General features: G+C 74.9%; 17 protein-coding genes. 10 read left to right on the top strand and 7 right to left on the bottom strand.

Going from position 1 to position 24,278, the window contains the following annotated elements; all coding sequences use genetic code 11:
* Window positions 1–185: 185 nt before the first annotated feature.
* Window positions 186–1,628, bottom strand: a complete 1,443-nt coding sequence (gnd, locus tag P3H78_RS24410; protein ID WP_276111296.1) for an NADP-dependent phosphogluconate dehydrogenase — start codon at window positions 1,626–1,628, stop codon at window positions 186–188.
* Window positions 1,629–1,944: 316 nt separating this feature from the next.
* Between gnd and P3H78_RS24405 the strand changes: the two genes are divergently transcribed.
* The gene (locus tag P3H78_RS24405; RefSeq protein ID WP_276111295.1) at window positions 1,945–3,213 is read left to right on the top strand and encodes a transglycosylase family protein; all 1,269 of its coding nucleotides are present in this window, start codon (window positions 1,945–1,947) and stop codon (window positions 3,211–3,213) included.
* Here P3H78_RS24405 and P3H78_RS24400 read toward each other — a convergent pair.
* Window positions 3,203–4,714 carry a DMT family transporter gene (locus tag P3H78_RS24400; RefSeq protein ID WP_276111294.1) on the bottom strand — a complete coding sequence of 504 codons (1,512 nt, stop codon included), beginning with the start codon at window positions 4,712–4,714 and terminating at the stop codon, window positions 3,203–3,205. The genes P3H78_RS24405 and P3H78_RS24400 overlap by 11 nt on opposite strands.
* 267 nt (window positions 4,715–4,981) lie before the next feature.
* On the opposite strand from P3H78_RS24400, the gene P3H78_RS24395 reads away from it, so the two are divergent.
* From P3H78_RS24395 to P3H78_RS24375, 5 genes are all read left to right on the top strand, one after another.
* On the top strand, window positions 4,982–5,923 hold the full coding sequence (locus P3H78_RS24395; RefSeq protein WP_276111293.1) for a (2Fe-2S)-binding protein: 942 nt from the start codon (window positions 4,982–4,984) through the stop codon (window positions 5,921–5,923).
* A gap of 172 nt (window positions 5,924–6,095) precedes the next feature.
* A complete protein-coding gene (gene glgC / locus P3H78_RS24390; RefSeq protein ID WP_276111292.1) occupies window positions 6,096–7,316 on the top strand; it encodes a glucose-1-phosphate adenylyltransferase in 1,221 nt (406 codons plus the stop codon).
* Between the two features lie 244 nt (window positions 7,317–7,560).
* A complete protein-coding gene (locus P3H78_RS24385; protein ID WP_276111291.1) occupies window positions 7,561–9,882 on the top strand; it encodes a GH92 family glycosyl hydrolase in 2,322 nt (773 codons plus the stop codon).
* Window positions 9,883–10,055: 173 nt separating this feature from the next.
* A complete protein-coding gene (locus P3H78_RS24380; RefSeq protein WP_276111290.1) occupies window positions 10,056–11,417 on the top strand; it encodes a wax ester/triacylglycerol synthase family O-acyltransferase in 1,362 nt (453 codons plus the stop codon).
* A 103-nt stretch (window positions 11,418–11,520) separates the two neighbouring features.
* Complete coding sequence (locus tag P3H78_RS24375) at window positions 11,521–12,996, top strand: SDR family NAD(P)-dependent oxidoreductase (protein ID WP_276111289.1); 1,476 nt, start codon at window positions 11,521–11,523, stop codon at window positions 12,994–12,996.
* Window positions 12,997–13,083: 87 nt separating this feature from the next.
* Here the strand turns inward: P3H78_RS24375 and P3H78_RS24370 are convergent, their stop codons facing one another.
* Window positions 13,084–13,542, bottom strand: coding sequence for a hypothetical protein (locus P3H78_RS24370; protein ID WP_276111288.1), 459 nt, complete (start codon window positions 13,540–13,542; stop codon window positions 13,084–13,086).
* 475 nt (window positions 13,543–14,017) lie between these two features.
* On the opposite strand from P3H78_RS24370, the gene P3H78_RS24365 reads away from it, so the two are divergent.
* Complete coding sequence (locus P3H78_RS24365; protein ID WP_276111287.1) at window positions 14,018–14,191, top strand: hypothetical protein; 174 nt, start codon at window positions 14,018–14,020, stop codon at window positions 14,189–14,191.
* A 104-nt stretch (window positions 14,192–14,295) separates the two neighbouring features.
* Here P3H78_RS24365 and P3H78_RS24360 read toward each other — a convergent pair whose 3' ends face one another.
* Together P3H78_RS24360 and P3H78_RS24355 are read right to left on the bottom strand one after the other, a co-directional pair.
* Entirely contained in the window at window positions 14,296–15,075 is a 780-nt protein-coding gene (locus tag P3H78_RS24360) for a hypothetical protein (RefSeq protein ID WP_276111286.1), read from the bottom strand.
* A gap of 149 nt (window positions 15,076–15,224) precedes the next feature.
* Window positions 15,225–16,073 carry a helix-turn-helix transcriptional regulator gene (locus P3H78_RS24355; RefSeq protein WP_276111285.1) on the bottom strand — a complete coding sequence of 283 codons (849 nt, stop codon included), beginning with the start codon at window positions 16,071–16,073 and terminating at the stop codon, window positions 15,225–15,227.
* A 101-nt stretch (window positions 16,074–16,174) separates the two neighbouring features.
* On the opposite strand from P3H78_RS24355, the gene P3H78_RS24350 reads away from it, so the two are divergent.
* Window positions 16,175–16,888: an SDR family NAD(P)-dependent oxidoreductase gene (locus P3H78_RS24350; RefSeq protein ID WP_276111284.1), complete on the top strand. Its 714-nt coding sequence runs from the start codon at window positions 16,175–16,177 to the stop codon at window positions 16,886–16,888.
* Window positions 16,889–16,941: 53 nt separating this feature from the next.
* On the opposite strand, the gene P3H78_RS24345 is transcribed toward P3H78_RS24350, so the two are convergent.
* Window positions 16,942–18,285 carry an amidase gene (locus P3H78_RS24345; RefSeq protein ID WP_276111283.1) on the bottom strand — a complete coding sequence of 448 codons (1,344 nt, stop codon included), beginning with the start codon at window positions 18,283–18,285 and terminating at the stop codon, window positions 16,942–16,944.
* A gap of 308 nt (window positions 18,286–18,593) precedes the next feature.
* On the opposite strand from P3H78_RS24345, the gene P3H78_RS24340 reads away from it, so the two are divergent.
* Window positions 18,594–21,620, top strand: coding sequence for an alpha-mannosidase (locus tag P3H78_RS24340; RefSeq protein WP_276111282.1), 3,027 nt, complete (start codon window positions 18,594–18,596; stop codon window positions 21,618–21,620).
* Between the two features lie 204 nt (window positions 21,621–21,824).
* Here P3H78_RS24340 and P3H78_RS24335 read toward each other — a convergent pair whose 3' ends face one another.
* Window positions 21,825–23,246 (bottom strand): lipase maturation factor family protein, encoded by a 1,422-nt coding sequence (locus P3H78_RS24335; protein WP_276111281.1) that lies wholly within the window; start codon window positions 23,244–23,246, stop codon window positions 21,825–21,827.
* A 121-nt stretch (window positions 23,247–23,367) separates the two neighbouring features.
* Between P3H78_RS24335 and P3H78_RS24330 the strand changes: the two genes are divergently transcribed.
* Entirely contained in the window at window positions 23,368–24,252 is an 885-nt protein-coding gene (locus P3H78_RS24330; protein WP_276111280.1) for a DUF6777 domain-containing protein, read from the top strand.
* Window positions 24,253–24,278 lie beyond the last annotated feature (26 nt).

Below are 24,278 nucleotides of genomic sequence, written 5' to 3'. Positions count from 1 at the left end.
GGGTGCGCGCCACCCTGACGGCTGTTCCGTGTTCCCTGGCGGGCGCACGACGGCAGCCACGGCGCCTCGCCGCGTCGTCGGTTCGACCGGACACGCCCCGTGCCCCGTAGGAGGACGACCCTCCGCCGTACGGTGCACCGCATCCGACGTCGCGCGCCGATCCACCCGGGATGGCGGGACGGCCCTCAGCCCGCGACGACCTCCGAGCGGTCGCCGCCCCACAGCGTGTGGAACGCGCCGTCGCGGTCGACGCGGCGGTAGGTGTGGGCGCCGAAGAAGTCGCGCTGGCCCTGGGTGAGGGCGGCCGGGAGGCGTTCGGCGCGCAGGGCGTCGTAGTAGGCGAGCGCGGCCGCGAAGCCCGGCGTCGGCACGCCCTGGCGGGTCGCAGCGACCAGCACCTCGCGCCAGTCGTCCTGCGCCGCGGCGATCTCCTGCGCGAAGGTCGCGTCGGACAGCAGGCTCGGCAGGTCCGGCCGGGTGTCGTACGCGGCGCGGATCCGGTCGAGGAAGGCCGCGCGGATGATGCAGCCGCCGCGCCAGATGGACGAGACGGCACCCAGGTCGATGTCCCAGCCGTACTCCTCGCTGCCCGCGGCGATCTCGTGGAAGCCCTGGGTGTACGACACGATCTTCGAGGCGTACAGCGCCTGCTCCACCCGGTCGGCGAACGCGGCGGCCTCCGACTCGCTCAGCGGCGTGGGACGCGGTCCGGCGAGCCCGCGGGAGGCCTCCCGCAGCGCGGCGTGACCGGACAGCGACCGGGCGAACACCGCCTCGGCGATCCCGGACACCGGCACGCCGAGGTCCAGCGCGATCTGCACGGTCCAGCGGCCGGTGCCCTTCTGCTCGGCCTGGTCCACCACGACGTCCACGAAGGGTTCGCCCGTCGCCGCGTCCACGTGCGACAGCACCTCGGCGGTGATCTCGATCAGGTAGGAGTCGAGCCGGCCGGTGTTCCAGGTGCGGAAGATGTCCGCGATCTGCGCGGGGGAGTACCCGGCCACGTCCCTCAGCAGCTGGTAGGCCTCGCCGATCAGCTGCATGTCGGCGTACTCGATGCCGTTGTGCACCATCTTCACGAAGTGGCCGGCGCCGTCCGGGCCCACGTGCGTGACGCACGGCGCGCCGTCGGAGGCCTTCGCGGAGATCTTCTCCAGCATCGGGCCGAGCGATCCGTACGACTCCGTGGAGCCGCCCGGCATGATGCTCGGTCCGTGCAGCGCGCCCTCCTCACCGCCCGAGATCCCGGTGCCGACGAAATGGATGCCCTGCTCGCGCAGCTCGCGCTCGCGGCGCCGGGTGTCCGCGAAGTGCGCGTTGCCCCCGTCGATGATCATGTCGCCGGGCTCCAGCTGCGGCGCGAACTCCCGGATCACCGCGTCGGTCGGATCGCCCGCCTTCACCATGACGACCAGGCGGCGCGGCCGCTCCAGCGCCGCCACGAACTCCTTGGCGGTCTCGGCCGCGACGAAGTCGCCCTCGTGCCCGAACTCCTCCACCAGCGCGTGCGTCCGGGACGCCGTCCGGTTGTGCACCGCGACCGTGTAGCCGTTGCGGGCGAAGTTGCGGGCGAGGTTGCGGCCCATGACCGCGAGCCCCGTGACGCCGATCTGGGCTGTAGTGCTCATTCCGCCTGCTCCTCAAGAATCCGATGGGTCGCGTGGGTCCTGCTGCCGGTGGTGGGCTCCGCGGCCGCCGGCACGCGCGTGCCCGGGGCCCCTCGCCCATCCTGACGTGCCGGTACGGCAACCGCACATCCGGATCCCACACGCTTCCTTACGCACCGCGGGCGCCCACCGCCTCAGCGCGGATGTGACCGATCCGGGCAAGTAGCTTTCCACGACGGTGATTTGGGGCGCCGAAGCGGCCGATAGCCGTCTTGTCATGGCCTGTTGACGGCGTTTACTTTTGCCCCTCCTGACGCATGGCGAGGGGGATTCAGACATGGCCGCACGCGGCCGGCACCGCCGGTATCAGCCGAACAGGATCAATCGCGCGTCACTCACCGTCACGGCGGGCGGTGCCGGCATGGCCCTGCCGCTCATCGGCGCCGGAGCGGCCCACGCGGCCGACGTCTCCACCTGGAACAAGGTCGCGGCCTGCGAGTCGACCGGCGACTGGAGCATCAACACCGGCAACGGGTTCTACGGCGGGCTGCAGTTCACGCGGTCCACCTGGGAGGCGTACGGCGGGACGCGGTACGCGGCGCGCGCCGACCTGGCAAGCAGGGGCCAGCAGATCGCGGTGGCCGAAAAGGTGCTCGACGGGCAGGGCCCCGGCGCCTGGCCGGTGTGCTCGGTGCGGGCGGGACTGGGCCGGGACGGGGCCGATCCGGGGGTCCATCCGGACGCCTCCGCACCGCGCCCCGCCCCCCACCCCGCGGGTGCGGCGCAGGCGGCCCGGACGTCCGTGCGCGACGTGCAGCCGCACACCACGCCGCAGTCCCGGGCCGGGACGGCCGAGATGTACACCGTGGTCCGCGGGGACACCCTCTCCGGAATCGCCGGGGAGCGCCGGGTCGTGGGCGGCTGGCAGGAGCTGTACGCGATCAACCGCGCCGTCGTCGGGGACGATCCGAACTTGATCCTGCCGGGCGAGCGGCTCACGATCCGCCCGACGTCCGTGCCCCGCACGACTCCCCGGACGCGGGAGCCCCACAAGGACACCCCGCCGTCCGAGCACCCGGCGCACCGCACCCACCACCCGTCCCAGAAGAGCCGCACGAACACCCCGGCGCACGAGTCCACCTCGGCCCGGACGTCCGGCCGCACCGGACCGGGTCGGTCGCACCACCCCGGCACCAGGGCGCTGCCGGTCGTCGCTCCCGTGAGCGGGCCGCTCGGCACGGCGTACCACGCCACCGGCAGCCACTGGTCGAAGGGCTACCACACGGGCGTCGACTTCGTGGTTCCCACGGGGACGTCCGTGCGGGCAGTGGAATCCGGCCATGTGGTCGCCGCGGGCTGGGGCGGCTCGTACGGCTACCAGGTCGTGATCCGGCACGCCGACGGCCGCTACACGCAGTACGGCCACCTGTCGGCGGTCTCCGTGCGGGCCGGGCAGAGCGTCGGCGGCGGCCAGCGCATCGGCCGCTCGGGCGCCACCGGGAACGTCACGGGCCCTCATCTGCACTTCGAGGTGCGGACGGGGCCCGACTTCGGTTCGGACGTGGACCCGGTCGCCTATCTCCGGGCCCGCGGCGTCACGATCTGATCCGGGTGCGGTGCCGGTCCAGGACCGGCACGGACACGTACCGGTGCGCGGGGAACGGGCCGAGGGCGAGCCGTGTGCCCTCCGGCCCGGACGGACAGGACTCTCCCTGCCCTTCAGGCCGGGCGGAGGCGGGCCCCACCGGTCCGTACGGAGGCAGGGGCCGCCGGGACACCACGGCCGACGTCAGGGGCCGCGGCCACGGGACCGCGACGAAGACCTGCACCGGTGCGGAGACGGCGGCCGGAGCGCCGGACCGTCGCCGCCCGTCCGGTCGCCGCCCGTCCGGCCCGGCCGCCGGCTCCTCCGGCCCGGTGGGCGGCTCCGGAACGGCGGCCGGCTGCGCAGGGGCGCCGCCGGCCGGCCCCGCGGTGGCGGTGGGCCCGGGAGCGGCGACCGTCCCCGCGCGGGCGGCCGGGTCCGCGGCGGCGGCCGGCTCCTCCGGTGCGGTGGCCGGTTCCCCCGGCGCGGTGGACGGCTCCGGGACGGCCGCCCGTTCCCCGGAGGCGCCCGACTCCGCGGCGGCGACCGGCATGCCGACGACGAAGCGGTCCCGTACCGCGCCGAGGTCCCGTACCGCGCCGAGGTCCCGTACCTCGGCCCGGTCCCGAACCGGGCCCTGCTCCGGCACGGCGCCCGGCGTGCGGGGCGCGTCCGGCGACGGGCCGCCTGCCGTGCCGCCGATGCGCTCGGTCGTCAGCAGGATCAGCCCGCCCGCCGCGACCACGCCGCAGCCGAGGGCGAGCGCGGTGCCCGTCGGACCGTAGCGGAAGGTTTCTCCGAACATCGTGATGCCCACCGCGGCGGCCGCCACCGGGTTCGCCACGGTCAGGGTGGCCAGCGGGGCCGCGAGCCCGCCGCCCCGGTAGGACGCCTGCGACAGCAGCATCCCGGCCGTGGCGAGAACGCCGATCACGGCCAGGGCGGGCAGGTCCGCGGCGGACACACCGTCGGTCCAGTCGACCGCGACGGTCTTGGTGAACACCGAGGACATCCCGAAGGCCAGCCCGGCGGCGGTGGCCAGCAGCACGCTGCGCACCGCGGGGTGCCGGTGGGCGGCGCGTCCGGCGACCATGAGCGACGCCACGGCCGAGGCGGTGACCACGGCCACGGCCACCCGCTGGGCGGTGTCGAGCGACTGCGCCGCGGAGGCGCCGACCAGGGCCAGCAGGCCCGCGAGCCCGACGGTCGCCATGATCGCGCCCCGCCAGGCGGCGCCGCCCGCGCGGCGGCCCACGAAGAAGGCCGCCATGGGCAGTGCCACCACGATGGTGAGCGCGCCGAGCGGCTGCACCAGGCTGAGGGGGCCGTACGCGAGGGCGACCACGTGCAGGAGTCCGCCGAGACCGTTCAGCGCCACCGCGGTCCACCAGACCGGGCGGCGCAGCGCAGCACCGTGTCCGCCGCCGCAGGACACCGCGACCTGCTCCTGCACGATCGCCCCGCCCGCGTAGGCGACGGCGGAGACGAGCGACAGCAGCACGGACAGCGCGAGGGCGCTCATCGGCTGCTCCTCTGCGTGAGGCGGGGGCGGTGACCCCTGCACGACGAACGGTCTGCCTTCATGGGCAACACCCTGCCGTGTCGATCTCTTCCCGTCGTCGTCCCTGAGCACGCACTACGTCCTACTGCCGATGGAGTACACCTCCGGCGCCGTCATCCCAGGGGTGGGCGACCGGCGGTGGAGACCCGTGGGGGACCCCCGGACGGCCACCCCTAGGGGCGGCCCGGGGCGGCCGCTCCGGCAGCCGCTTTGGTACTACTGCTCCTCGTGGACCTCGATCCCCAACTGGCCGCGCTGCGGTCCCTCGGCGGCTTCTTCCCCCTGCACACCGGCGCGCCGCCGCACGGGCCCCTGCCCACACTCGCCCGCGCCTACGCCGCCCCCGGGCCGCGCGACGACCGGGCGCCCTCCCGCGACGGTGGCGCCCCGGACGCCGGTCCCGGGGCGGCGACCGGACGCGGGCCGTCGGCCGGGCACCGCGATCCGCTGACGCTGCGCGTCGGCAGGGTCGCCCGCGGGATCGGCACCCCCGAACCACGGGTCGCCGCGTCGGTGGCCCAGCAGGCGCTCGCCGCCCGGCTGTGGTCGGCCGTCCTCGGCTGCGCCGCCGTGTACGGGCAGGTCCCCGACCTGGACGCGGGCCTGCTCCGCTGGGACCCGGCCGGCGGTGCCCCCGACGACCTGTGGCTGACCGAGGTGCGCCCGCGGCCCGCGGACGCGGACACCGTCGCCGCACTCGTCCTGGACGGCCATCTGCGGCCCCTGGCCGCGGCGCTGGGCGCCCGGTACCGGGTCGCGCCCGGACTGCTGCGGGGCAACGCGGCGTCCGCGCTCGTGGGCACCGCGCGCCAGCTCGACCGGTGGGCCCGCGGCAGCGGCCGTCCGGAGGCGGCCGCCCGCGCCTGGGATCTCACCGCGCACCTCCTGGCCCACCCCCTCCTCGCCGGATCGGGCACCTTCACGGCCCCGGGCCCGGCCTCCGCGGTGCCTCCCGAAGCCGCACCCCCGGCGGGCCCCGAAGCCGCACCCGCCTCCCGCCCCGCATCCGCATTCGCACGCGCCCCCGTACCCGCCCCCGGTCCGGGAGCCGTCTTCCGGCGCCGCAGCTGCTGTCTCTACTACCGCGTGTCCGGCGCCGGCGTCTGCGGGGACTGCTGCTTCAGCCGGGCCCCGCACCCTTCCCCGCGGACCGCATCCGGGCGACCATGAGGCGAGCCGCGGACGGCGCGCCGTCGGTGGTCCAGGACGGCGGCACCGGGGTACTCGTGCCGGTGGACGGAGCGTCCGGGCACCGGCCCGGCCCGCCCCGTTCCGGCTGGAGCAGGCTTGGTCCCCGCTGCTCGGGGGCAGAAACTGGTTCAACCGGGTGAGGGGAGCGGCGATGCGTCGTGGTGGACCTTCGGTCCTCGGAATCGTCCTGGCGGGCGGAGAGGGCAAGCGCCTGATGCCCCTGACCGCGGACCGCGCCAAACCGGCGGTCACCTTCGGCGGCACCTACCGGCTCGTCGACTTCGTGCTGTCCAACCTCGTCAACGCCGACATCCTGCGCATCTGCGTGCTCACGCAGTACAAGTCGCACTCGCTGGACCGGCACATCACCACCACCTGGCGCATGTCGAGCCTGCTCGGCAACTACGTCACCCCGGTCCCCGCGCAGCAGCGGCTCGGCCCCCGCTGGTACCTGGGCAGCGCGGACGCCATCCTGCAGTCGCTGAACCTGGTCCACGACGAGCAGCCGGACTACGTGGCCGTCTTCGGCGCCGACCACGTCTACCGCATGGATCCGCGGCAGATGCTCCGGCAGCACATCGAGGGCGGCGCGGGGGTGACGGTGGCCGGAATCCGGGTGCCCCGCTCGGAGTCCTCCGCGTTCGGCGTGATCACGCCGGGCTCGGACGGGCGGGCGGTCGAGCGCTTCCTGGAGAAGCCCGCGGACCCGCCGGGCCTGGCCGACGACCCCGAGTGCGTGTTCGCGTCGATGGGCAACTACCTCTTCACGACCAAGGCGCTGATCGAGGCGCTGCAGCGGGACGCGGAGGACCCGGACTCGGTGCACGACATGGGCGGCTCGATCCTGCCGCAGCTCACCGGCCGGGGCGAGGCGCAGCTGTACGACTTCCACGCCAACCACGTGCCCGGCGAGACCACCCGGGACCAGGGCTACTGGCGGGACGTCGGCACCCTCGACGCCTACTACGAGGCCCACATGGACCTGATCGCCGAGCGTCCCCGCTTCAACCTCTTCAACCGGAGCTGGCCCATCTACACGCACTCGTACCAGCTCTCGCCGGCCCGCTTCAACGCCGGCGGCATCGCCAGCGAGTCGATCATCAGCGCGGGCTGCCTGATCCGCGGTCAGGTCACCCGGTCCGTGCTGTCGCCCGGCGTGGTGGTCGACCCGGGGGCCGTGGTCCAGGGGTCGGTGCTGCACGACAACGTGCACATCGGCCGCGGCGCCATCGTGCGTGGAGCGGTCCTGGACAAGAACGTGCAGGTGCCGCCGGGAGCGACCATCGGCGTGAACCCCGAGCGCGACGCCGAGCTGTACACGGTCTCCCGGGGCGGCGTGATCGCCCTGGGCAAGGGGCAGCAGGTGTCGTAGGGCGCGGTGCGGAGGCGCTTGCCGCCTCCGCGTCCTCCGCGCTCTCCACGGGCTCCGCGCCCTCCGCGGGCTCCCCGCACTCCTCGGCTCCCCGCACGCGCAGCGGTCCCGCGCGCCCCTGGGCGCCCCCGCACGCGCCCGCGCGCCCGCGACGCGTCGCACGCGACACCCCCGGGATGCCGGGCTGACGGGCCATCAGAAGTGATCATGCAGGAATCGACGTCTCCTCCGGAGGTCTTCCCGCATGAGATGGACCCGGCACCTGCGCCTGTGCCTCGCCGCAGCGGTGGCAGTGTCCGCCCTCTGCGCCGCCCCCGACGCCGCAAGCGCCGCCGAGCTCCGCGACGGCCGGCTCACCGACCTGGTCGACCCGTTCATCGGAACCGCCGCCGAGGGCAACACCTTCCCCGGCGCCGCCGTGCCCTTCGGCATGGTGCAGTTCTCCCCGGACACCGGACACAGCACCGGCTACGACTACGCCCAGCACCGCATCCGGGGCTTCTCCCTGGTCCACCTCTCGGGGGTCGGCTGCCGGCTCGGCGGCGACCTTCCGGTGCTCCCGGCGACCGGCGAGGTCACCCGGACGGACAACGCGCGGTACGCGGCGGCCTTCCGCCACGACCACGAGGAGGCGAGCCCCGGCTACTACCGGGTGGACCTCGACTCCGGGATCCGGGCCGAACTGACGGCCACCGCCCGCACCGGCGTCCAGCGCTACACCTTCCCGGCCACCGACAAGGCCGACGTCCTGCTGAACGCGGCCCAGTCGCTCCACCGGCGCGTCGACTCCGCGGTGGAGGTCCTGGACGACCGCACGGTCCGCACCGCCGTCACCGGCCGCGGCTTCTGCGTGGACACCCTGCCGTACACCGTCTACGCGGTGACCCGGTTCGACCGCCCCTTCACCGCCCACGGCACCTGGGACGGCACCCGGGTGACCCCGGGCTCGGCCAAGGGCCGCGGCGGCGCCTACGTCCGCTTCGACACCACCCGGGACCGCACCGTCGAGGCCACCACCGCGCTGTCCTACGTCGACGCCCGGGGCGCCGAGGTCAACCTGCGTGCGGAGGGCGGCCGCTCCTTCGACGCCGTCCGTGCCGCCGCCCGGCGGGCCTGGGAGGCGCGGCTCGGCACCGTCCGGGCGCACGGCGGTTCGCCCACCCGGCGCCGCACCTTCTACTCGTCGCTGTACCGGGCGTACCTCGCGCCCAACGTCGGCAGTGACGCCGACGGCCGCTACACCGGCTGGGACCGGAGGATCCATCGCGCGCGGGGCTTCACGTACTACCAGAACTGGTCGCTGTGGGACACGTACCGCACCCAGGCGCAGTTCCTCGCCCTGTTCGCGCCCCGCGAGTCGCGGGACATGGCGCTGTCCGTGCTCCGCATCGACCGGGACAGCGGCTGGTTGCCCAAGTGGGGCTACGGCACCGTCGAGACCAACGTGATGACGGGCGACCCGGTCACCCCCTTCCTCACCAACGCCTACCAGCAGGGCCTGCTCACGGGCCACGAGGAGGAGGCGTACCGGGCGCTGAGGAAGAACGCCGACGGGGTGCCGCCCGCCACGTCCCCGGCCGTGGGCCGGGACGCCGACCCGGACTACCTCGCGCGCGGCTTCGCGCCGTACATCAGGGGCCACAAGCCGCCCAAGCCCGGCCACTCGGACTACGCGTTCGGTGCCTCGGCGACGCTGGAGTACGCGCTGTCGGACGCGATGCTCGCCGAGATGGCCCGCGGCCTGGGCCATGACGCCGACGCGGCACGCTACGCCGCCCGGGCGCAGAACTACCGCCGCATCTTCGACCCCTCGACCCGCTTCTTCCGCGCCCGCGACGCCTCCGGCGCCTTCACCGGCTCCGCCGACCCCGCGAGGGGCGGGGGCTTCCACGAGGGCACGGCCTGGCAGTACCAGTGGCTCGTCCCGCAGGACCTGCCCGGCATGATCTCCCTCATCGGCGGCCGGCAGAAGGCCAACGACCGCCTCGACTCCTTCTTCGCCTACGACCGCCTGCTCACGGACCCCGCGAAGACCGCCCGTGACGTCTGGGTCAACGGCCCCTACGACTACTACAACGCCGACAAGTACAACCCCCGGAACGAACCCGACCTCATCGCCCCCTACACCTACCTGTCGACCGGGCAGCCCTGGAAGACCACCGACGTCGTCCACGCCGCACTCACCCTGTTCACCGACGCCCCCACCGGCATCACCGGCAACGACGACCTCGGCACCATGTCCGCCTGGAACGTGCTGTCCTCCATCGGCCTCTTCCCCGTCCAGCCCGGCTACGCCACCTGGGGCCTGACGACCCCCGTCTTCGACCGCATCGAGCTGCGGCTGGACAGGCGGTACTACCCGCGGGGCGTGCTGACCATCCGGACCCCCGGCACCTCGGACGGCGACCGGTACATCCGTACGGTCCGCGCCAACGGGGTGACGCACGACCGGACGTATCTGACGACCGGCGCGCTGCGCTCCCTGCGGTCGCTGGACTTCACCGTCGGCCCCCGCCCCTCCCGCTGGGGCACGTCCCCGCAGGCCTCGCCACCTGCACTGAAGTGACGCCCGGCCGCCACCCGGGCGGGGCGTGACTCCGGGCGCCCCACGTGTCCCGCTCCCTTCGCCGGGGCCGGACTTAATCTGCTGTTAACTGAGCGTAGCGTGATCGTACTTGACCGTAATCATCCGGGAGCGGTTGACTGCTGGCTCACCCATCGTTGACGCGAGGCACGCCATTGACTTCCGATCTGCTCGCTCCCCTAGACCTGGCGTTCTGGAACATCGAGTCCGCCGACCACCCCATGCATCTGGGCGCGCTCGGGGTCTTCTCGGCACACTCGCCCACCGCCGGCGCCCACGCGGCCGACCTGCTCGCCGCGCGGGCGGCCGCCGTCCCCGGGCTGCGCATGCGCATCCGTGACCTGTGGCGGCCGCTCGGCCCCGGCCGGCCGCTCGCGGACGGCCTGCGGCAGCCGCTGTCCTTCGGCGGCGCCACCCGCGAACCCGACCCCGGCTTCGACCCGCTGCACCACGTCCGGCTGCACGCCCCGGCCGCGGACTTCCACGCGGAGGCCGGCCGGCTCATGCAGCGCCCGTTGCAGCGCAACCGGCCGCCGTGGGAGGCGCACGTGCTGCCCGGCGAGGACGGTGTCTCCTTCGCCGTGCTGTTCAAGTTCCACCACGCCCTCGCCGACGGGCTGCGCGCCCTGACGCTCGCCGCGGCGATCCTCGACCCGATGGACCTGCCCGAACCCCGGCCCCGGCCCGCCGAGCCGCCGCGCAGCCTGCTGCCCGACGTGCGCCGGCTGCCGGGACTGCTGCGCGGCGCGCTCTCCGACGTCGGCCGGGCCCTCGACATCGGGGCGGCGGTGGCCCGCTCCACGCTCACCAGCCGCCCCGTCCCGGCACTCGCCGCCGAGCCCACCGGCACCCGCCGAACCGCCGGGGTGGTCGTCGACATCGACGACGTGCACCTGGTCCGCAAGGCCGTCGGCGGGACCGTCAACGACGTGGTCATCGCCGTCGTCGCGGGTGCCCTGCGCCGCTGGCTCGACGAACGCGGCGACGGCAGCGACGGCGTCGCACCCCGCGCCCTGATCCCCGTCTCCCGGCGCCGCCCCCGGTCCGCACAGCCGCAGGGCAACCGGCTCTCCGGCTACCTGATAGAGCTTCCGGTGGGCGACCCGGACCCGCTGCGCCGCCTCGCCGCCGTCCGTGCCGCCATGGACCGCAACAAGGACGCCGGGCCGAACCGGGGCGCCGGCGCGGTCGCGCTGCTCGCCGACCACGTGCCCGCGCTCGGGCACCGGATCGGCGGCCCGCTGGTCGGCCAGGCCGCCCGGCTCTGGTTCGACATCCTGGTCACCAGCGTGCCGCTGCCCAGCCTCGGCCTGAAACTCGGCGGCCACCCGCTCACCGAGGTCTACCCGTTCGCGCCGCTGGCCCGCGGGCAGTCCCTGGCCGTCGCGATCTCGACCTACCGCGGAGGCGTCCACTACGGCCTCGTCGCCGACGGCAGGGCCGTGCCCGACCTCGACCGCCTCGCGGCCGCCGTCCGGGAGGAGGTGCGGACCCTGATCGCCGTCTGCGGTCCTTGATCGTCCCGCGTTTGGTGGTGCGGCCCGGCGCTGAAGTAAAATCCCGCGTTCGAAAGCGGGCGCGACTCCGAGCGCCGCGGTTGACCAGGGAAGCGGCAGCACGATGACGGTGACAGACGACGGGCGGGCGACCGCGGACCAGGCGGCGGACGGGCCCGGCATCGACCCCGGGCGCCTCGCCGTGTGTTTGAGCGTGCTCGAGGAACTCGACCGGCTCGATGTCGACCACCCCGACGCGATCAAGGTCCGCCGGGCCACCTCGCACATCTACCGCACGGTCAAGCAGCGCCGCCGCCAGGAGCGCCGCGCCGCGAAGACCGCCCACGACCGCGCGGTCACCGAGGCCACCGCCACCGGCTCCGCCGAGCGCATCGACGACGAGACCGAGGGCATCCTGCCCTCCTCGAGGACGGAGGAGGGCCGGGTCGCGGGCATACTCCGGCGACCGCGCTCCTGCTACATCTGCAAGCAGCGCTACGTCGAGGTCGACTACTTCTACCACCAGCTCTGCCAGGGCTGCGCCGCCGAGAACCGGGCCCGGCGCGACGCCCGCACCGACCTGACCGGCAAGCGCGCCCTGCTCACCGGCGGCCGCGCCAAGATCGGCATGTACATCGCGCTGCGCCTGCTGCGCGACGGCGCGCACACCACGATCACCACGCGCTTCCCCAACGACGCGATCCGCCGCTTCAAGGCCCAGCCCGACAGCGACGCGTGGATCCACCGGCTGAAGATCGTCGGCATCGACCTGCGGGACCCGGCCCAGGTCGTCGCCCTCGCCGACTCGGTCGCCGCCGAGGGCCCCCTGGACATCCTGATCAACAATGCGGCGCAGACCGTGCGCCGCTCCCCGCAGGCCTACAGCGAGCTGGTCTCCGCCGAGTCGGCGCCGCTGCCGGCCGGCGAGCTGCCCGCCGCCCAGGTCATCGGCACCTTCGGCTCCGGCGCCGTGGCCGAGCTCCCGGTCGCCGGCGGCGGCGCGCTGACCGCCCAGGACGTCACCGGCCTCGCCCTGGTCTCCGGCTCGGCGTCCCTGGAGCGCATCGCGGCCGGCACCGCGATCGACGCGGGCGGCCTGGTGCCCGACCTGCACGACACCAACAGCTGGATCCAGTCGGTGGACGAGGTCACGCCGGTCGAACTGCTGGAGGTGCAGCTGTGCAACTCCACGGCGCCCTTCATCCTGATCAGCCGGCTGCGCCCGGCCATGGCGGCCTCCTCCGCCCGCCGCACGTACGTCGTCAACGTCTCCGCCATGGAGGGGGTGTTCGACCGCGGCTACAAGGGCGCCGGGCACCCGCACACCAACATGGCCAAGGCGGCCCTGAACATGCTCACCCGCACCAGCGCGCAGGAGATGTTCGAGAAGGACGGCATCCTCATGACCGCGGTGGACACCGGCTGGATCACCGACGAGCGCCCGCACCCGGACAAGGTCCGGCTGGCCGAGGCAGGCTTCCACGCCCCCCTGGACCTGGTCGACGGCGCGGCCCGCGTCTACGACCCGGTCGTGCGGGGCGAGGCGGGCGAGGACCTGTTCGGCGTCTTCCTGAAGGACTACGCGCCGGGCAAGTGGTGAGCTGAGCCCGGGGGCCCACTCCCAGGCTCCCCGGCTGCCGGAGCGGCCGGTCCCGCTCCGGCACGTGTGCCGAGCCCTGGCGGCGCGTCAGCCGCAGTCCGCCGGGCGGGAGTTGCGGGCGGCCAGCAGCTCCAGGACGGTCCGCCAGTCCTCCAGGACCCCGGCGCCCGCACCGTCCGCGCGGGCCTCCTCGTCCGCCTGGCGCAGGGCCAGGACGTCGTCGTCGGCCGCGGCGCCGTCGGCGGGGGCGGCCGCGTGCTGCCGGAGCAGGCGTGCGACACGGTCGCCGAGCAGCGCGCCGACGGCGTCCGCGGCCCGGTCGGCGCTGAGCGGCCCGGAGTCCGGCCGCGGCAGCTGCCCGACGGCATGGACCAGGCCCGCGACCTGCAGCTCCTTGTCCGCGGGGCGGCGCCGGCGCAGCAGCGCGGCGGTGCGCAGGGCGTGGTCGTGCAGGTCGCCGCGGCCGCCGGGACGGTCCGGTGCGGGCACGGCGCCGCGGCACGCGTACAGCAGGTCCATCAGCTCCTCGACGCTGCGCAGCTCCATGTGTCCCTCCTCCAGCGGGGCAGCCTTCGCGCGGGCAGCACACCATGGCGAGCTTGCGGCCCGGCCAACGGGACCTGAACCGAGCGGCCTTCGAGGCGCCGTCCGGTCATCGTCCGCCACCCGTCGCCGTGTAGGCCGTCCGGGTGAACCACCGGCCGTACACACCGTGACGAACCGCCCCGTAAACGGCCCCATCAACATGGGCGACTTCGGACGGTAACAGGATGTTTCCATCCCCATCGAGCAAGCGGCTGCTCATGTGGTTAATCTGGGGTGGACGGACAGCACCAAGGGGTTCCATCCACACCCGTGGTCCGTCCCGGGGCCAGCCGGTGCACAACGGCGTGCTCGGAAACAACAGTGCCGGCGCCACCGCGTCCGACCGACCTACGACCCACACTCGAGCGGGCGTCAGGTGCCGGACCGCACACTGGCCGAGACGCCCCGAGGGTGACCGACACATAAGGAGTGCGCGGTGACACCGGAGAAGACGAATCTCGATCAGCGCCCCGAGGAACGCACGGAGCGCTCCGGCCGGAGGCCGGGAGACCTCGGCAGTCTGGAGGTGTGGGCCCGGTCCGCCCCGATCCGCCTCGCGGGTTACGAGGACGACCTGGCCGAGCCCCACATCCTGCCCAGCGTGGACTGACCGCACGGATCCCGGAGCATGCCGACCGCATGGGCGTGCGCACCCCACGCCCATGCCGATCGCGGACCGCGGCCCGCACCCGGCCGCGGATCGACTTCTCCGCCCTACCGCAGCACTCCGACGGCGCGTGCGACGACCAGCGCCAGGGTCAGCAGGGAGATCGTGGACTGCAGGGACATGAGCAGCTTCGCCCAGCGGGACAGCGGCATGGTGTCGGTGGGACTGAAGGCCGTGGCGTTGGTGAGGGCGACGTAGAGGTAGTCCACGTAGTGCGGCTCCCAGTCCGCGGGCGCTATGCCCTCCTGCTGCATCTGCGGAAAGAGGAAGTCCGGATGCTGGTGGGAGCCCTGGGCGCGGGCAGCCGGGCCGCCCCGGTCCCACTCCCAGTACCAGAGGCTGAAGGCGATCACGTTGGTCAGCCAGATGCCCCCGCCGGTCGTCAGCAGGGCCGCGGCGTTGGAGCCCTCGCTGCCGTGCAGCAGGTCCCGTACGAGTGTGACGGCCGACCAGCCGTTGGCCAGGCTGACCGCCGCGGCGAGGAGCAGGCCCAGGGCGCGCAGCAGGCGGGAGCTGTGCTCGATCCGCCGGTGCGGATGGGCCACCCACAGCGCCGCCATCAGGACCAGCTCCAGGACGGGCAGCAGCCAGTGGGGGCGGATGCTGAGCCGTGCCGGCAGCGCCCACTGCACCCAGACGGCGACCAGCAGCGCCGCCATCACGGACCAGCGCTGCTCGCCCCGGGTGCGCCGCCGCCAGGCCGGACGCTCGGACTCGGGTGCCCCCTCGGCCGGCCCGAGCAGGCCCTCGATCCGTTCCAGGCGGACGTGCAGCAGTTCGGTCCAGTGACCGGGGCCCTGCGGGGGCGGGGTGTCATGGGTAGTCACCTGCGCATTGTCCCCCGACGCTTGCTCGGTTGAGCAAACCGGCAACCGTGCCGGGGGTCCGGACCCCTGTCCGTCGCGGCCGGGGAGGGGAGTTCGCCGCGGGCGGGCCGGGTTCCGGGGCCGCCCGGGGCCGTGTCCGGGCGGGCGCGTCACCCGGCGCGGCCGACGAGGTCCTGGGTTCCGAGGACGATGATCAGGGCGAGTCGTTCGGCGTCCCCGGTGCCGGGTTCGGCCGTGTAGACCATGATCCGCAGGTCGCTGCCCGCCACGGTGAGGACGTCGCAGTCCAGCGTCACGGGCCCGGCCTGCGGGTGGTCGATCGTCTTGCGGGAGGCGTCGTGGCGGCCGGTCGCTCCCGCGTCCCACAGTTCGGTGAACCGCTCGCTGCCCGCTCGCAGTTCGGCGATCAGCCGCTGCAGCCGCCGGTCCGCGGGATACCGCTCGGCGGCCGCGCGCAGGTCGGCGACGAGCGCGGCCTCGTGATCGCGCTGCGCCTGCGGCGTGCGCCGGGCCCCGGTCCCCGGTCCCAGGAAGTGGCGCCACACGCCGTTGCGTTCGTGGCCGCGCCGGCCGGACGGGTCGCCCATCAGGGCCGCGTAGGGCGCATTGGCCATGAGCAGCGTCCAGGACGCGTCGAAGACCGCCACGGGCGTTCCCGTCAGCCGGTCCAGCACGCGCTGCACGCTCGGAGTGATGTACGCCGTCACCGTCTCCGGGCCCGGTGGCGCGAGTCCCGCCAGCGTGAACAGGTGCGTGCGCTCCTCCTCCGACAGCCGCAGCGCCCGGACCAGGGCCTCGACGACCTGCGCCGAGGGGTGGGTGGCACGGCCCTGCTCGAGCCGGGTGACGTAGTCGACGGAGATCCCCGCCAGCAGGGCCAGCTCCTCGCGGCGCAGACCGGCCGCGCGCCGCTGCCCCCCGGTGGGCAGGCCCGCCGTCCCGGGCGGGACCCGGTCGCGCCAGCGGCGCACCGCCTTGCCGAACTCCGCCGTCGCCATGGGGCCAGTGTGCCCCGGCGGCCGGGCGCCTGCCTGGTACCGCTGGTCCCAGGAACACGGGACGGCTGGCTGCGCGGGCGGACGGGACGGACCGTGGAGACATGACGACCACACTGATCACCGGAGCCAACAAGGGGCTCGGCCTCGAGACCGCCCGCCGTCTCGTCGCCGCGGGCCACACCGTCCACCTCGGCAGCAGGGACGCGGCCCGCGGCCGCCGCGCCGCCGGACAACTGGGCGACCGGGCGCGGGCCGTGCAGCTCGACGTCACCGACGACGCGTCCGTCGCGGCCGCGGTACGGGCGATCGAGGCCGACGGCGGCCTCGACGTGCTGATCAACAACGCCGGCATCGAGGCGCGCGGTCCGCGCAACGAGGTGGTCGGCCCTGCGGACGTCACGGCCGACATGATGCGGGAGGTCTTCGAGGCCAACGTCTTCGGCACGGTGCGCGTCACCCATGCGTTCCTGCCGCTCCTGCGGCGGTCCGCGTCGCCGGTCGTGGTCAACGTCAGCAGCGGTCTGGCCTCGCTCGCGCACATGGCCGACCCCGGCCACCCCGCCGCCGGCTACCCGGGAGTCGCGTACCCGGCCTCGAAGACCGCGGTCAACATGATCACCGTGCAGTACGCGAAGGCGTTCCCGGCCCTGCGGATCAACGCGGTCGAGCCCGGCTTCACCCGGACCGACCTGAACGGCAACACCGGAACGCAGTCCGTCGAGGAGGGCGCCGAGATCATCGTCCGCATGGCCCAGCTGGGCCCCGACGGCCCCACAGGCGGCTACTTCGACGTGGCCGGCCCGCTGCCCTGGTAGGCCGCCGGGGGCGGACCCGCACCGACCGGGTCCAGCGGACCGGCCGGGTACAGCTAGCGCAGCCCCGCCGTCCGCTGCCAGGGGTGCAGCCGCTCCAGTTGCTCCGCGAGGTCGAGCAGGGTCGCCTCCGAGCCGGGCCGCCCCACGAGTTGCACCGCGCACGGCGCGCCCGAGGGCAGTGCGCCGAACGGCACCGCCATCGCCGGCCAGCCGGTCAGGTTCCACGGCGGGGTCATCGGCGAGTACGCCGTGTTCGCCAGGACGTTGCGCAGCCAGCCCCGCTCGTGCCACGGTCCGGCCTGCGGGGAGCGGCGGGCCAGCGCCGGGGTCAGCAGCACCTCGTGCTCCGCGAAGAACGGCTCGAGGCGCCGGCGCAGCCGCTCCCGGCCGCCGCCCGTGCGCGCCCCGTTCACGAAACGCCGTCCGACGGCCGCGTGCACCCGGGTGCGCCGCGTCAGCCGCCGCGGATCCAGGCCCGCCGCGTCCACGGCGGTGCCCGCCGTCCAGTGCTGCAGGGCCGTCGCCCCGAGCGACAGCGGATACGGCGGCTCGGCCCGCCGCAGCCGGTGGCCGGCCCCGGCCAGCAGACGGGCCGCCTCCCGGACCGCGTCCGCGTACGGGCGCGCGACGGCGACCCCGGCCAGCGGGCTGCGCAGCGACACGGCGACCGTGCGCGTGCCCGGCTCCCCGGCGCGCGGGACCTCGGTGTCCGCGAGCACGGACAGCATCAGCCGGGCGTCCTCGACCGTCGTGGCCAGCGGGCCGTTCTCCGACATCCCGAACCAGTCGCCGTCGCCGATGCCCGCGGGCACCACCCCGTGGCCCGGCTTGATGGTCACCAGACCGCAGTTGGCGGCCGGGATGCGCAGGGACCCCATGCCGTCGTTGCCGAGGGCGATCGGCACCATCGCCGCGGCCACGGCGGCCGCGCTGCCGCCCGAGGAGCCGCCCGCCGTGCGCACGGTGTCCCACGGGTTGCGCGCGGTGCCGTGCACGCCCTCCGTGGTGCCGAACACGCACAGCTCGGGCACGTTGGTCAGCCCGACGACCACCGCGCCCGCCGCCCGCAGCCGGGCCACCGTGACGTGGTCCTCCGCGGCCGGGGTGTCCGCGGTCGCCGCCGACCCGACCCGGGTCGCCTCGCCCCGCACCCCGAGGTTGTCCTTGACCGCCACCGGGACGCCGGCGAGGGGGAGTCCGCCGAGATCCGGCCGGGCCGCGACCGCGTCGGCCTCGGCGAGCGCCGCCTCGGTGCGCACCGCGCGAAACGCCCCGATGCGGCCGTCGAGCCGCTCGATGCGGGCCAGGTGCTCGGCCACCACCTCGCGCGGTGCGGCCCTCCCCTCGCGTACGGCGGCGGCGATCTCGGCGGCGGTCCGGCCGACCCAGCTGGTCACGGGCGCTCCTCAAGGGGTGCGGGCATGGTCGTACCGGCGGGTACGTAGGGAGAACTGTGCCCCGGTGCGGCCCCGGCGTCGAGAGGCGTGCACCCCGGACCGAAGGCGCACGGGCGCGGACCCCGGGACCTCCACCGGCTATATGGCGCGGAGCGGGTCCGTCCGCCGGGCCGGCACCCCGCACCGGGCGGGTGGGGCGGGCGCTGCGGTTGGAGCGGCGCGCCGCGGGGGAGCTCTACACCTCGTCGGCCCACCGCCAGCCCGTCCCCGGTGGCCGCCCGCCGCCGCCCGACCTACGGAGCACCCGTATGCATGACGACCGCAGCCTGGTCGAAGGCCGCCTCCGGCGCGTCCTCGACGAGCGCATCCGTCCCGCCGTGTACCCCGAGTCCGTGCCGCTCCGGGTCGCGGTGTGGCATGCGCCCGGCGAACCCGTCCCGGTGGCGGAGGGACTCGCGGCCGAACCCGGGCCGATCGAGGTGGGCGCCCGCTGGGGAGCGCCGTGGGGCACCAGCTGGTTCCGGGTCACCGGGACCGTGCCCGAGGAGTGGGCCGGCCGGACCGTGGAGGCCCTGCTGGACCTCGGCTTCGACGAGAACATGCCCGGCTTCCAGTGCGAGGGCCTCGTGTACCGGCCCGACGGCACCCCGGTGAAGGGCCTCAGCCCGCGCAACCAGTGGGTGCGCGTCGCCGCGCCGGCCGCCGGGGGAGAGGAGGTGCGGCTGCACGTCGAGGCCGCCTCCAACCCCGTCGTCTTCGGCCCCCGCCCCTTCGCGCCGACCCCGTTCGGCGACCCGGACACCGCGGGGCGCGACCCGCAGTACACGCTCGCCCGCATGGACCTCGCGGTCCTGGACGAGACCGTGTGGGAGCTGGTGCTCGACCTGGAGGTGCTCGGTGAGCTGATGGCCGAGCTGCCGGTGGACGCCCCGCGCCGCTGGGACGTCCTGCGCGCGGTGGAACGGGCGCTCGACGCGATCGACCTCCAGGACGTCGGCGGCACCGCGGCGCGGGCGCGGGCCTGTCTCACCGGGGTGCTCGCCGCGCCCGCCGTGCCCTCCGCCCACCGCATCAGCGCCGTCGGGCACGCACACATCGACTCCGCCTGGCTGTGGCCGCTGCGCGAGACGGTGCGCAAGGTCGCCCGGACGGCCGCCTCCATGGCCGCGCTGCTGGAGGACGAGCCGGACTTCGTCTTCACCATGTCCCAGGCGCAGCAGTGGGCCTGGCTGAAGGAGCACCGGCCCGAGGTGTGGACCCGGGTGCAACAGGCGGTGGCGGACGGCCGGTTCGTGCCGGCCGGCGGCATGTGGGTGGAGTCGGACACCAACATGCCCGGCTCGGAGGCGATGGCCCGCCAGTTCGTGCACGGAAAGCGCTTCTTCCTCGACGAGTTCGGCGTGGAGAACGACGAGGCGTGGCTGCCCGACACCTTCGGCTTCGCCGCGGGCCTGCCCCAGATCATCCGCGCGGCCGGCTCCACCCGGCTGCTCACGCAGAAGATCTCCTGGTCGCGGACGAACGCGTTCCCGCACCACACCTTCCGCTGGGAGGGCATCGACGGCACCCGGATCTTCACCCACTTCCCGCCCGTCGACACCTACAACTGCTCCATGAACGGCCGTGAGATCGCCCACGCCGTCCGCAACTTCCGCGACAAGGGAGCCGCCCGGCACTCCCTCGCCCCCACCGGCTGGGGCGACGGAGGCGGCGGCACCACCCGGGAGATGGTGGCCAAGGCGGCCCGGCTGCGCGACCTGGAGGGCTCGGCGCGCGTCGTGTGGGAGACGCCCCGCGCCTTCTTCGACCGGGCCGAGGCCGAGTACCCCGAGCCGCCCGTCTGGGTCGGCGAGCTCTACCTCGAACTGCACCGCGCCACCCTCACCAGCCAGGCCCGGACCAAGCAGGGCAACCGGCGCAGCGAGCACCTGTTGCGGGAGGCCGAGCTGTGGGCGGCGACGGCCGCCGTGCGCACCGGGCACCCCTACCCGTACGCGGAGCTGGACCGGATCTGGAAGACGGTGCTGCTGCACCAGTTCCACGACATCCTTCCCGGCTCCTCCATCGCCTGGGTGCACCGCGAGGCCGCCGCGGCCCACGAGCGGGTCGCGGCCGAGCTGACCGCGCTCGTCGAGGACGCCCAGCGCGCCCTGGCCGGTGAGGGCGCCGTCCCCCTCGTCTTCAACGCGGCCCCGCACACCCGGTCCGGCGTCCCGGCGGGCGCGGCCGCGCCGCCCGCGGAGGGGAGCACCCGGGGCACCCGCCTCACCGTCCGCACCGGCGGCGGACACGTGCTGGACAACGGCCTGCTCCGGGTGGAGATCGACGGCCGCGGCCTGGTCGTGTCCCTCCGGGACCTGGACGCGGACCGCGAGACCCTCGCCCCGGACCGGCCCGCGAACCTGCTGCAACTGCACCCGGACCTGCCGAACATGTGGGACGCCTGGGACGTCGACGCCTTCTACCGCAACACCGTCACCGACCTCACCGGCGCCGACGCCGTCACCGCCGGCGACGACGGCGCCTCGGTGCGGATCACCCGCTCCTTCGGAGCCTCCCGCGCCGCCCAGGTGCTGTCGCTGCCGCCGGGGGAGCGGCGGCTGGTCGTGGACACCGAGGTCGACTGGCACGAGACGGAGAAGTTCCTCAAGCTCGCCTTCCCGCTCGACGTGCGCGCCGAACGGTACGCCTCCGAGACGCAGTTCGGGCACGTCCACCGGCCCACCCACACCAACACCTCTTGGGAGGCGGCGAAGTTCGAGGCGTGCAACCACCGCTTCGTGCACCTCGCGGAGCCGGGCTGGGGCGTCGCGATCGTCAACGACTCGACGTACGGGCACGACGTGACCCGCACGGTCCGCTCCGACGGGGACCGGGGCACGACGACCACGGTCCGTGTCTCCCTGCTGCGCGCCCCGCGCTTCCCGGACCCCGCGACCGACCAGGGCGTCCACCGCTTCCGGCACACCCTGGTGCCGGGCGCGGACATCGCCGACGCGGTGCGCGAGGGCTGGCGCATCAACCTGCCGGAGCGCCGCCGCACCGGTGCCGGGGAGGTCGCGCCGCTGGTGGCCGTCGACGACGACGCGGTCGTGGTCACCGCCGTCAAGCTCGCCGACGACGGCAGCGGGGACGTGGTCGTCCGCTGCCACGAGGCCCACGGCGGGCGCGCCCGCGCGGTGCTCACGGCCGGATTCCCCGTCGCCGGCGTCGCCCCGGCCGACCTGCTGGAGCGGCCCCTGGCCGGGACACCGGCCCCGGAGCGCGACGGCGGCCGGGTCGCGCTCCGGCTGCGGCCCTTCGAACTGGTGACCCTGCGGTTCCGCCGGGGGTGAGGGTCCGCCCGCACCGCGCCCCCGCGCCCGCCGGCCCCGCGTCCGGCGGACCGCTGCCGCCGGAGGGCACCTCGATGGAGAACCCGGCGCTGCGGTCGCTGCCGGAGGCCGTCGCCGCGTGGGCGCAGTCGAGGGCACCCGCACGGCCGTGCACCGAGCCGGGCTCTCCTGGCAGGACCGTACCTAGGGGGACAACCGGGCGGTTCACGGCGGACCGGCCGGTGCCGACAGCCGGGTCGGCGGAAGGTAGTCGCGGACGTAGACGCGGTCCCAGCACGCGCCGGTGGCCCGCAGCTCGCCCCAGGTCGTGTAGCGGTAGCGGAACAGGCGGGCGCGGATCCAGTGCGGCGGCGCGCCGGGCGGGAACGGCGAGCGGCGCAGCAGCCGCAGGGTCGCCCGGTCGCCCTCCAGCAGCCGTTCCACCAGGACCCCGAACCAGTCCCCGGCGTACGCGGGGGACAGCGCGGCGAACCACATCATCCAGTCCAGCCGCAGATGGTACGGCGCGAACTGGCGGGGCCAGCGCCGCGGATCGCCCGGCTTGCCGCGGAACTCGTACTCCCGCCACTGCGCGTCCTCCCGCGGGGCGTCGTCGCGGGTGCCCTCCAGGACCACCTCGTAGCGGACCCGGCTGACGCTGCCGAACGCGCCGTAGGTGTTCACCAGGTGCAGCGGGTCGAAGGAGCGGTTCATGACCTGGCCCCGCGACAGCATGTTCCGTACCGGGTGGCGGCTGAGCAGCACCAGCATCGCCCCGACCACGAGGACCACCGCCTCGTACCACGGCGGCGCCGCGGCCGCCGGCGGCGGGCGGCCCGGCAGCCGCACCGCCGACAGCGCCAGCACGATCGTGATCCAGTTCAGCCAGGAGAAGTTCCCCGACAGCACCAGCCACAGCTGGGTGAGGATCATCAGCGCCGCCGCGCCGGTCGCGACCGGCTGGGGGGCGAACAGCAGAAACGGCACGGCCAGTTGGGTGACATGGTTGGCCGCCGCCTCCACCCGGTGCAGCGGATCCGGCAGGCGGTGGAAGAACCAGCTCAGCGGGCCCGGCATCGGCTGGGTCTCGTGGTGGTAGCGCAGGCACGTCAGCTTGCGCCAGCAGGCGTCGCCGCGCAGCTTGATCAGCCCCGCGCCGAACTCGACGCGGAACAGGACCCAGCGCAGCAGGAACAGCACGACCAGGGGCGGCGCCACCTCGTCGTTGCCGAGGAGGACGGCGACGAACCCGGTCTCCAGCAGCAGCGACTCCCAGCCGAAGCCGTACCAGGTCTGCCCGACGTTCACCACGGACAGGTACAGCGCCCACGGGACCAGCCACAGCAGCATGGCGCCCCACAGCGGCAGCGCCGCGTCGGCCCCGGCGAGCAGCGCCGCCGACACGGCGCACCCCGCCCACGCCCAGGCCGCGAAGAAGCGGTCGGAGTAGTGCAGGTGGAACACGCTCGGCGCCCGCTTGAAGGGCACCCGGGCGACGAACCGGGGGACGGGCAGCAGTCCGCGCTCGCCGATCAGCGCCCGGCACTGCAGCGCCGCCGTCAGGAACGCCACGAGGTACACCGCGGCCAGGGCCCGCTGGAAGACCAGCCGGGTCAGCCAGTACTCGGGTGCGGTGAACCAGCCCACGACCGCTGCTCCTCTCTCCGGGCCCGGCCCGGCGGAACTGCCGCTCCCCCCGTGGCCACACCGGGTCACGGCCCGCTCCGCTTGCGTGACCTCGGCCGGTGGGACAGACAATAGTCACGAAGTGCCCCGGACGAAGCGGGAGAACGTGGTGCGGACACCCACCGGAACCCTCGCCACGGCCTGCGCCCTCTCGGTCACGATCCTCGTCGCCGGATGCGCCGGCGGCGAGCGGACCACCAGGCTGAGCGGGGAGCTCTTCCTCGAACCGGTCGCCGACCGCGGGCCCGACCCCTTCACCGAGTCCACGGTGACCACGGCGGCCGCCTCCCCGGCCGCCCCTGCCCCCGCCTCCCGAACGCCGGCGACCGCGCAGCCCGGCCCGGCGCGCACCGCCGGCGCGCACGGCCTGCGCTCCGTCGTGGGGGACACGCCCGGCCTGTACGGCGGCACGCTGCACGTCGCCGGCTGCGACGTGGAGCGGCAGATCCGGCACCTGACCGCCGAGCACGACAGGTCCCGCGCCTTCGCCGAGGCCATGGGCATCGACGCGGCGGCGCTCCCCGCCTATCTGCGCGGGCTGACCCCGGTGCAGCTGCGCGCCGACACCCGGGTCACCGCGCACGGCTTCCGGAGCGGCCACCCCACGACCCGGCAGTCCCTGCTCCAGACCGGCACCGCCGTCCTCGTCGACAACCACGGCGTGCCCCGCCTGCGCTGCGTCTGCGGCAACCCCCTCGAACCGCCGGTGGCGCTGCCCGGCGCCCCGACCGCCCGTGGCCGCGCGTGGCCCGCCTACCAGTCCTCCGACGTCGTCGTGGTCACCCCGGCGCCCGTGGCGCTCACCACCCTCGCCCTCGTCGACCCCGCGCACGGTGCCTGGATCGAGCGGCGGCTCGGCCGGTCCGCCGCCCTCGACCGGTTCGTCGCCCGGCCGCCCCGGCCGGCGTCCCCGGACCCCCCGCCGCCCGGCGGCGCCGGTGTGCCGACCGGGAGCCTTCCCGGGTGACCGGGCCGGGCCGCGCTCCCGCGGCC

It is taken from the genome of Streptomyces tropicalis (genome assembly GCF_029269835.1).
GTDB classification, from domain to species: domain Bacteria; phylum Actinomycetota; class Actinomycetes; order Streptomycetales; family Streptomycetaceae; genus Streptomyces; species Streptomyces tropicalis.
The sequence above is the reverse complement of the archived record's forward strand: the minus strand, read 5'-3'. Positions and strand labels throughout refer to the sequence as shown.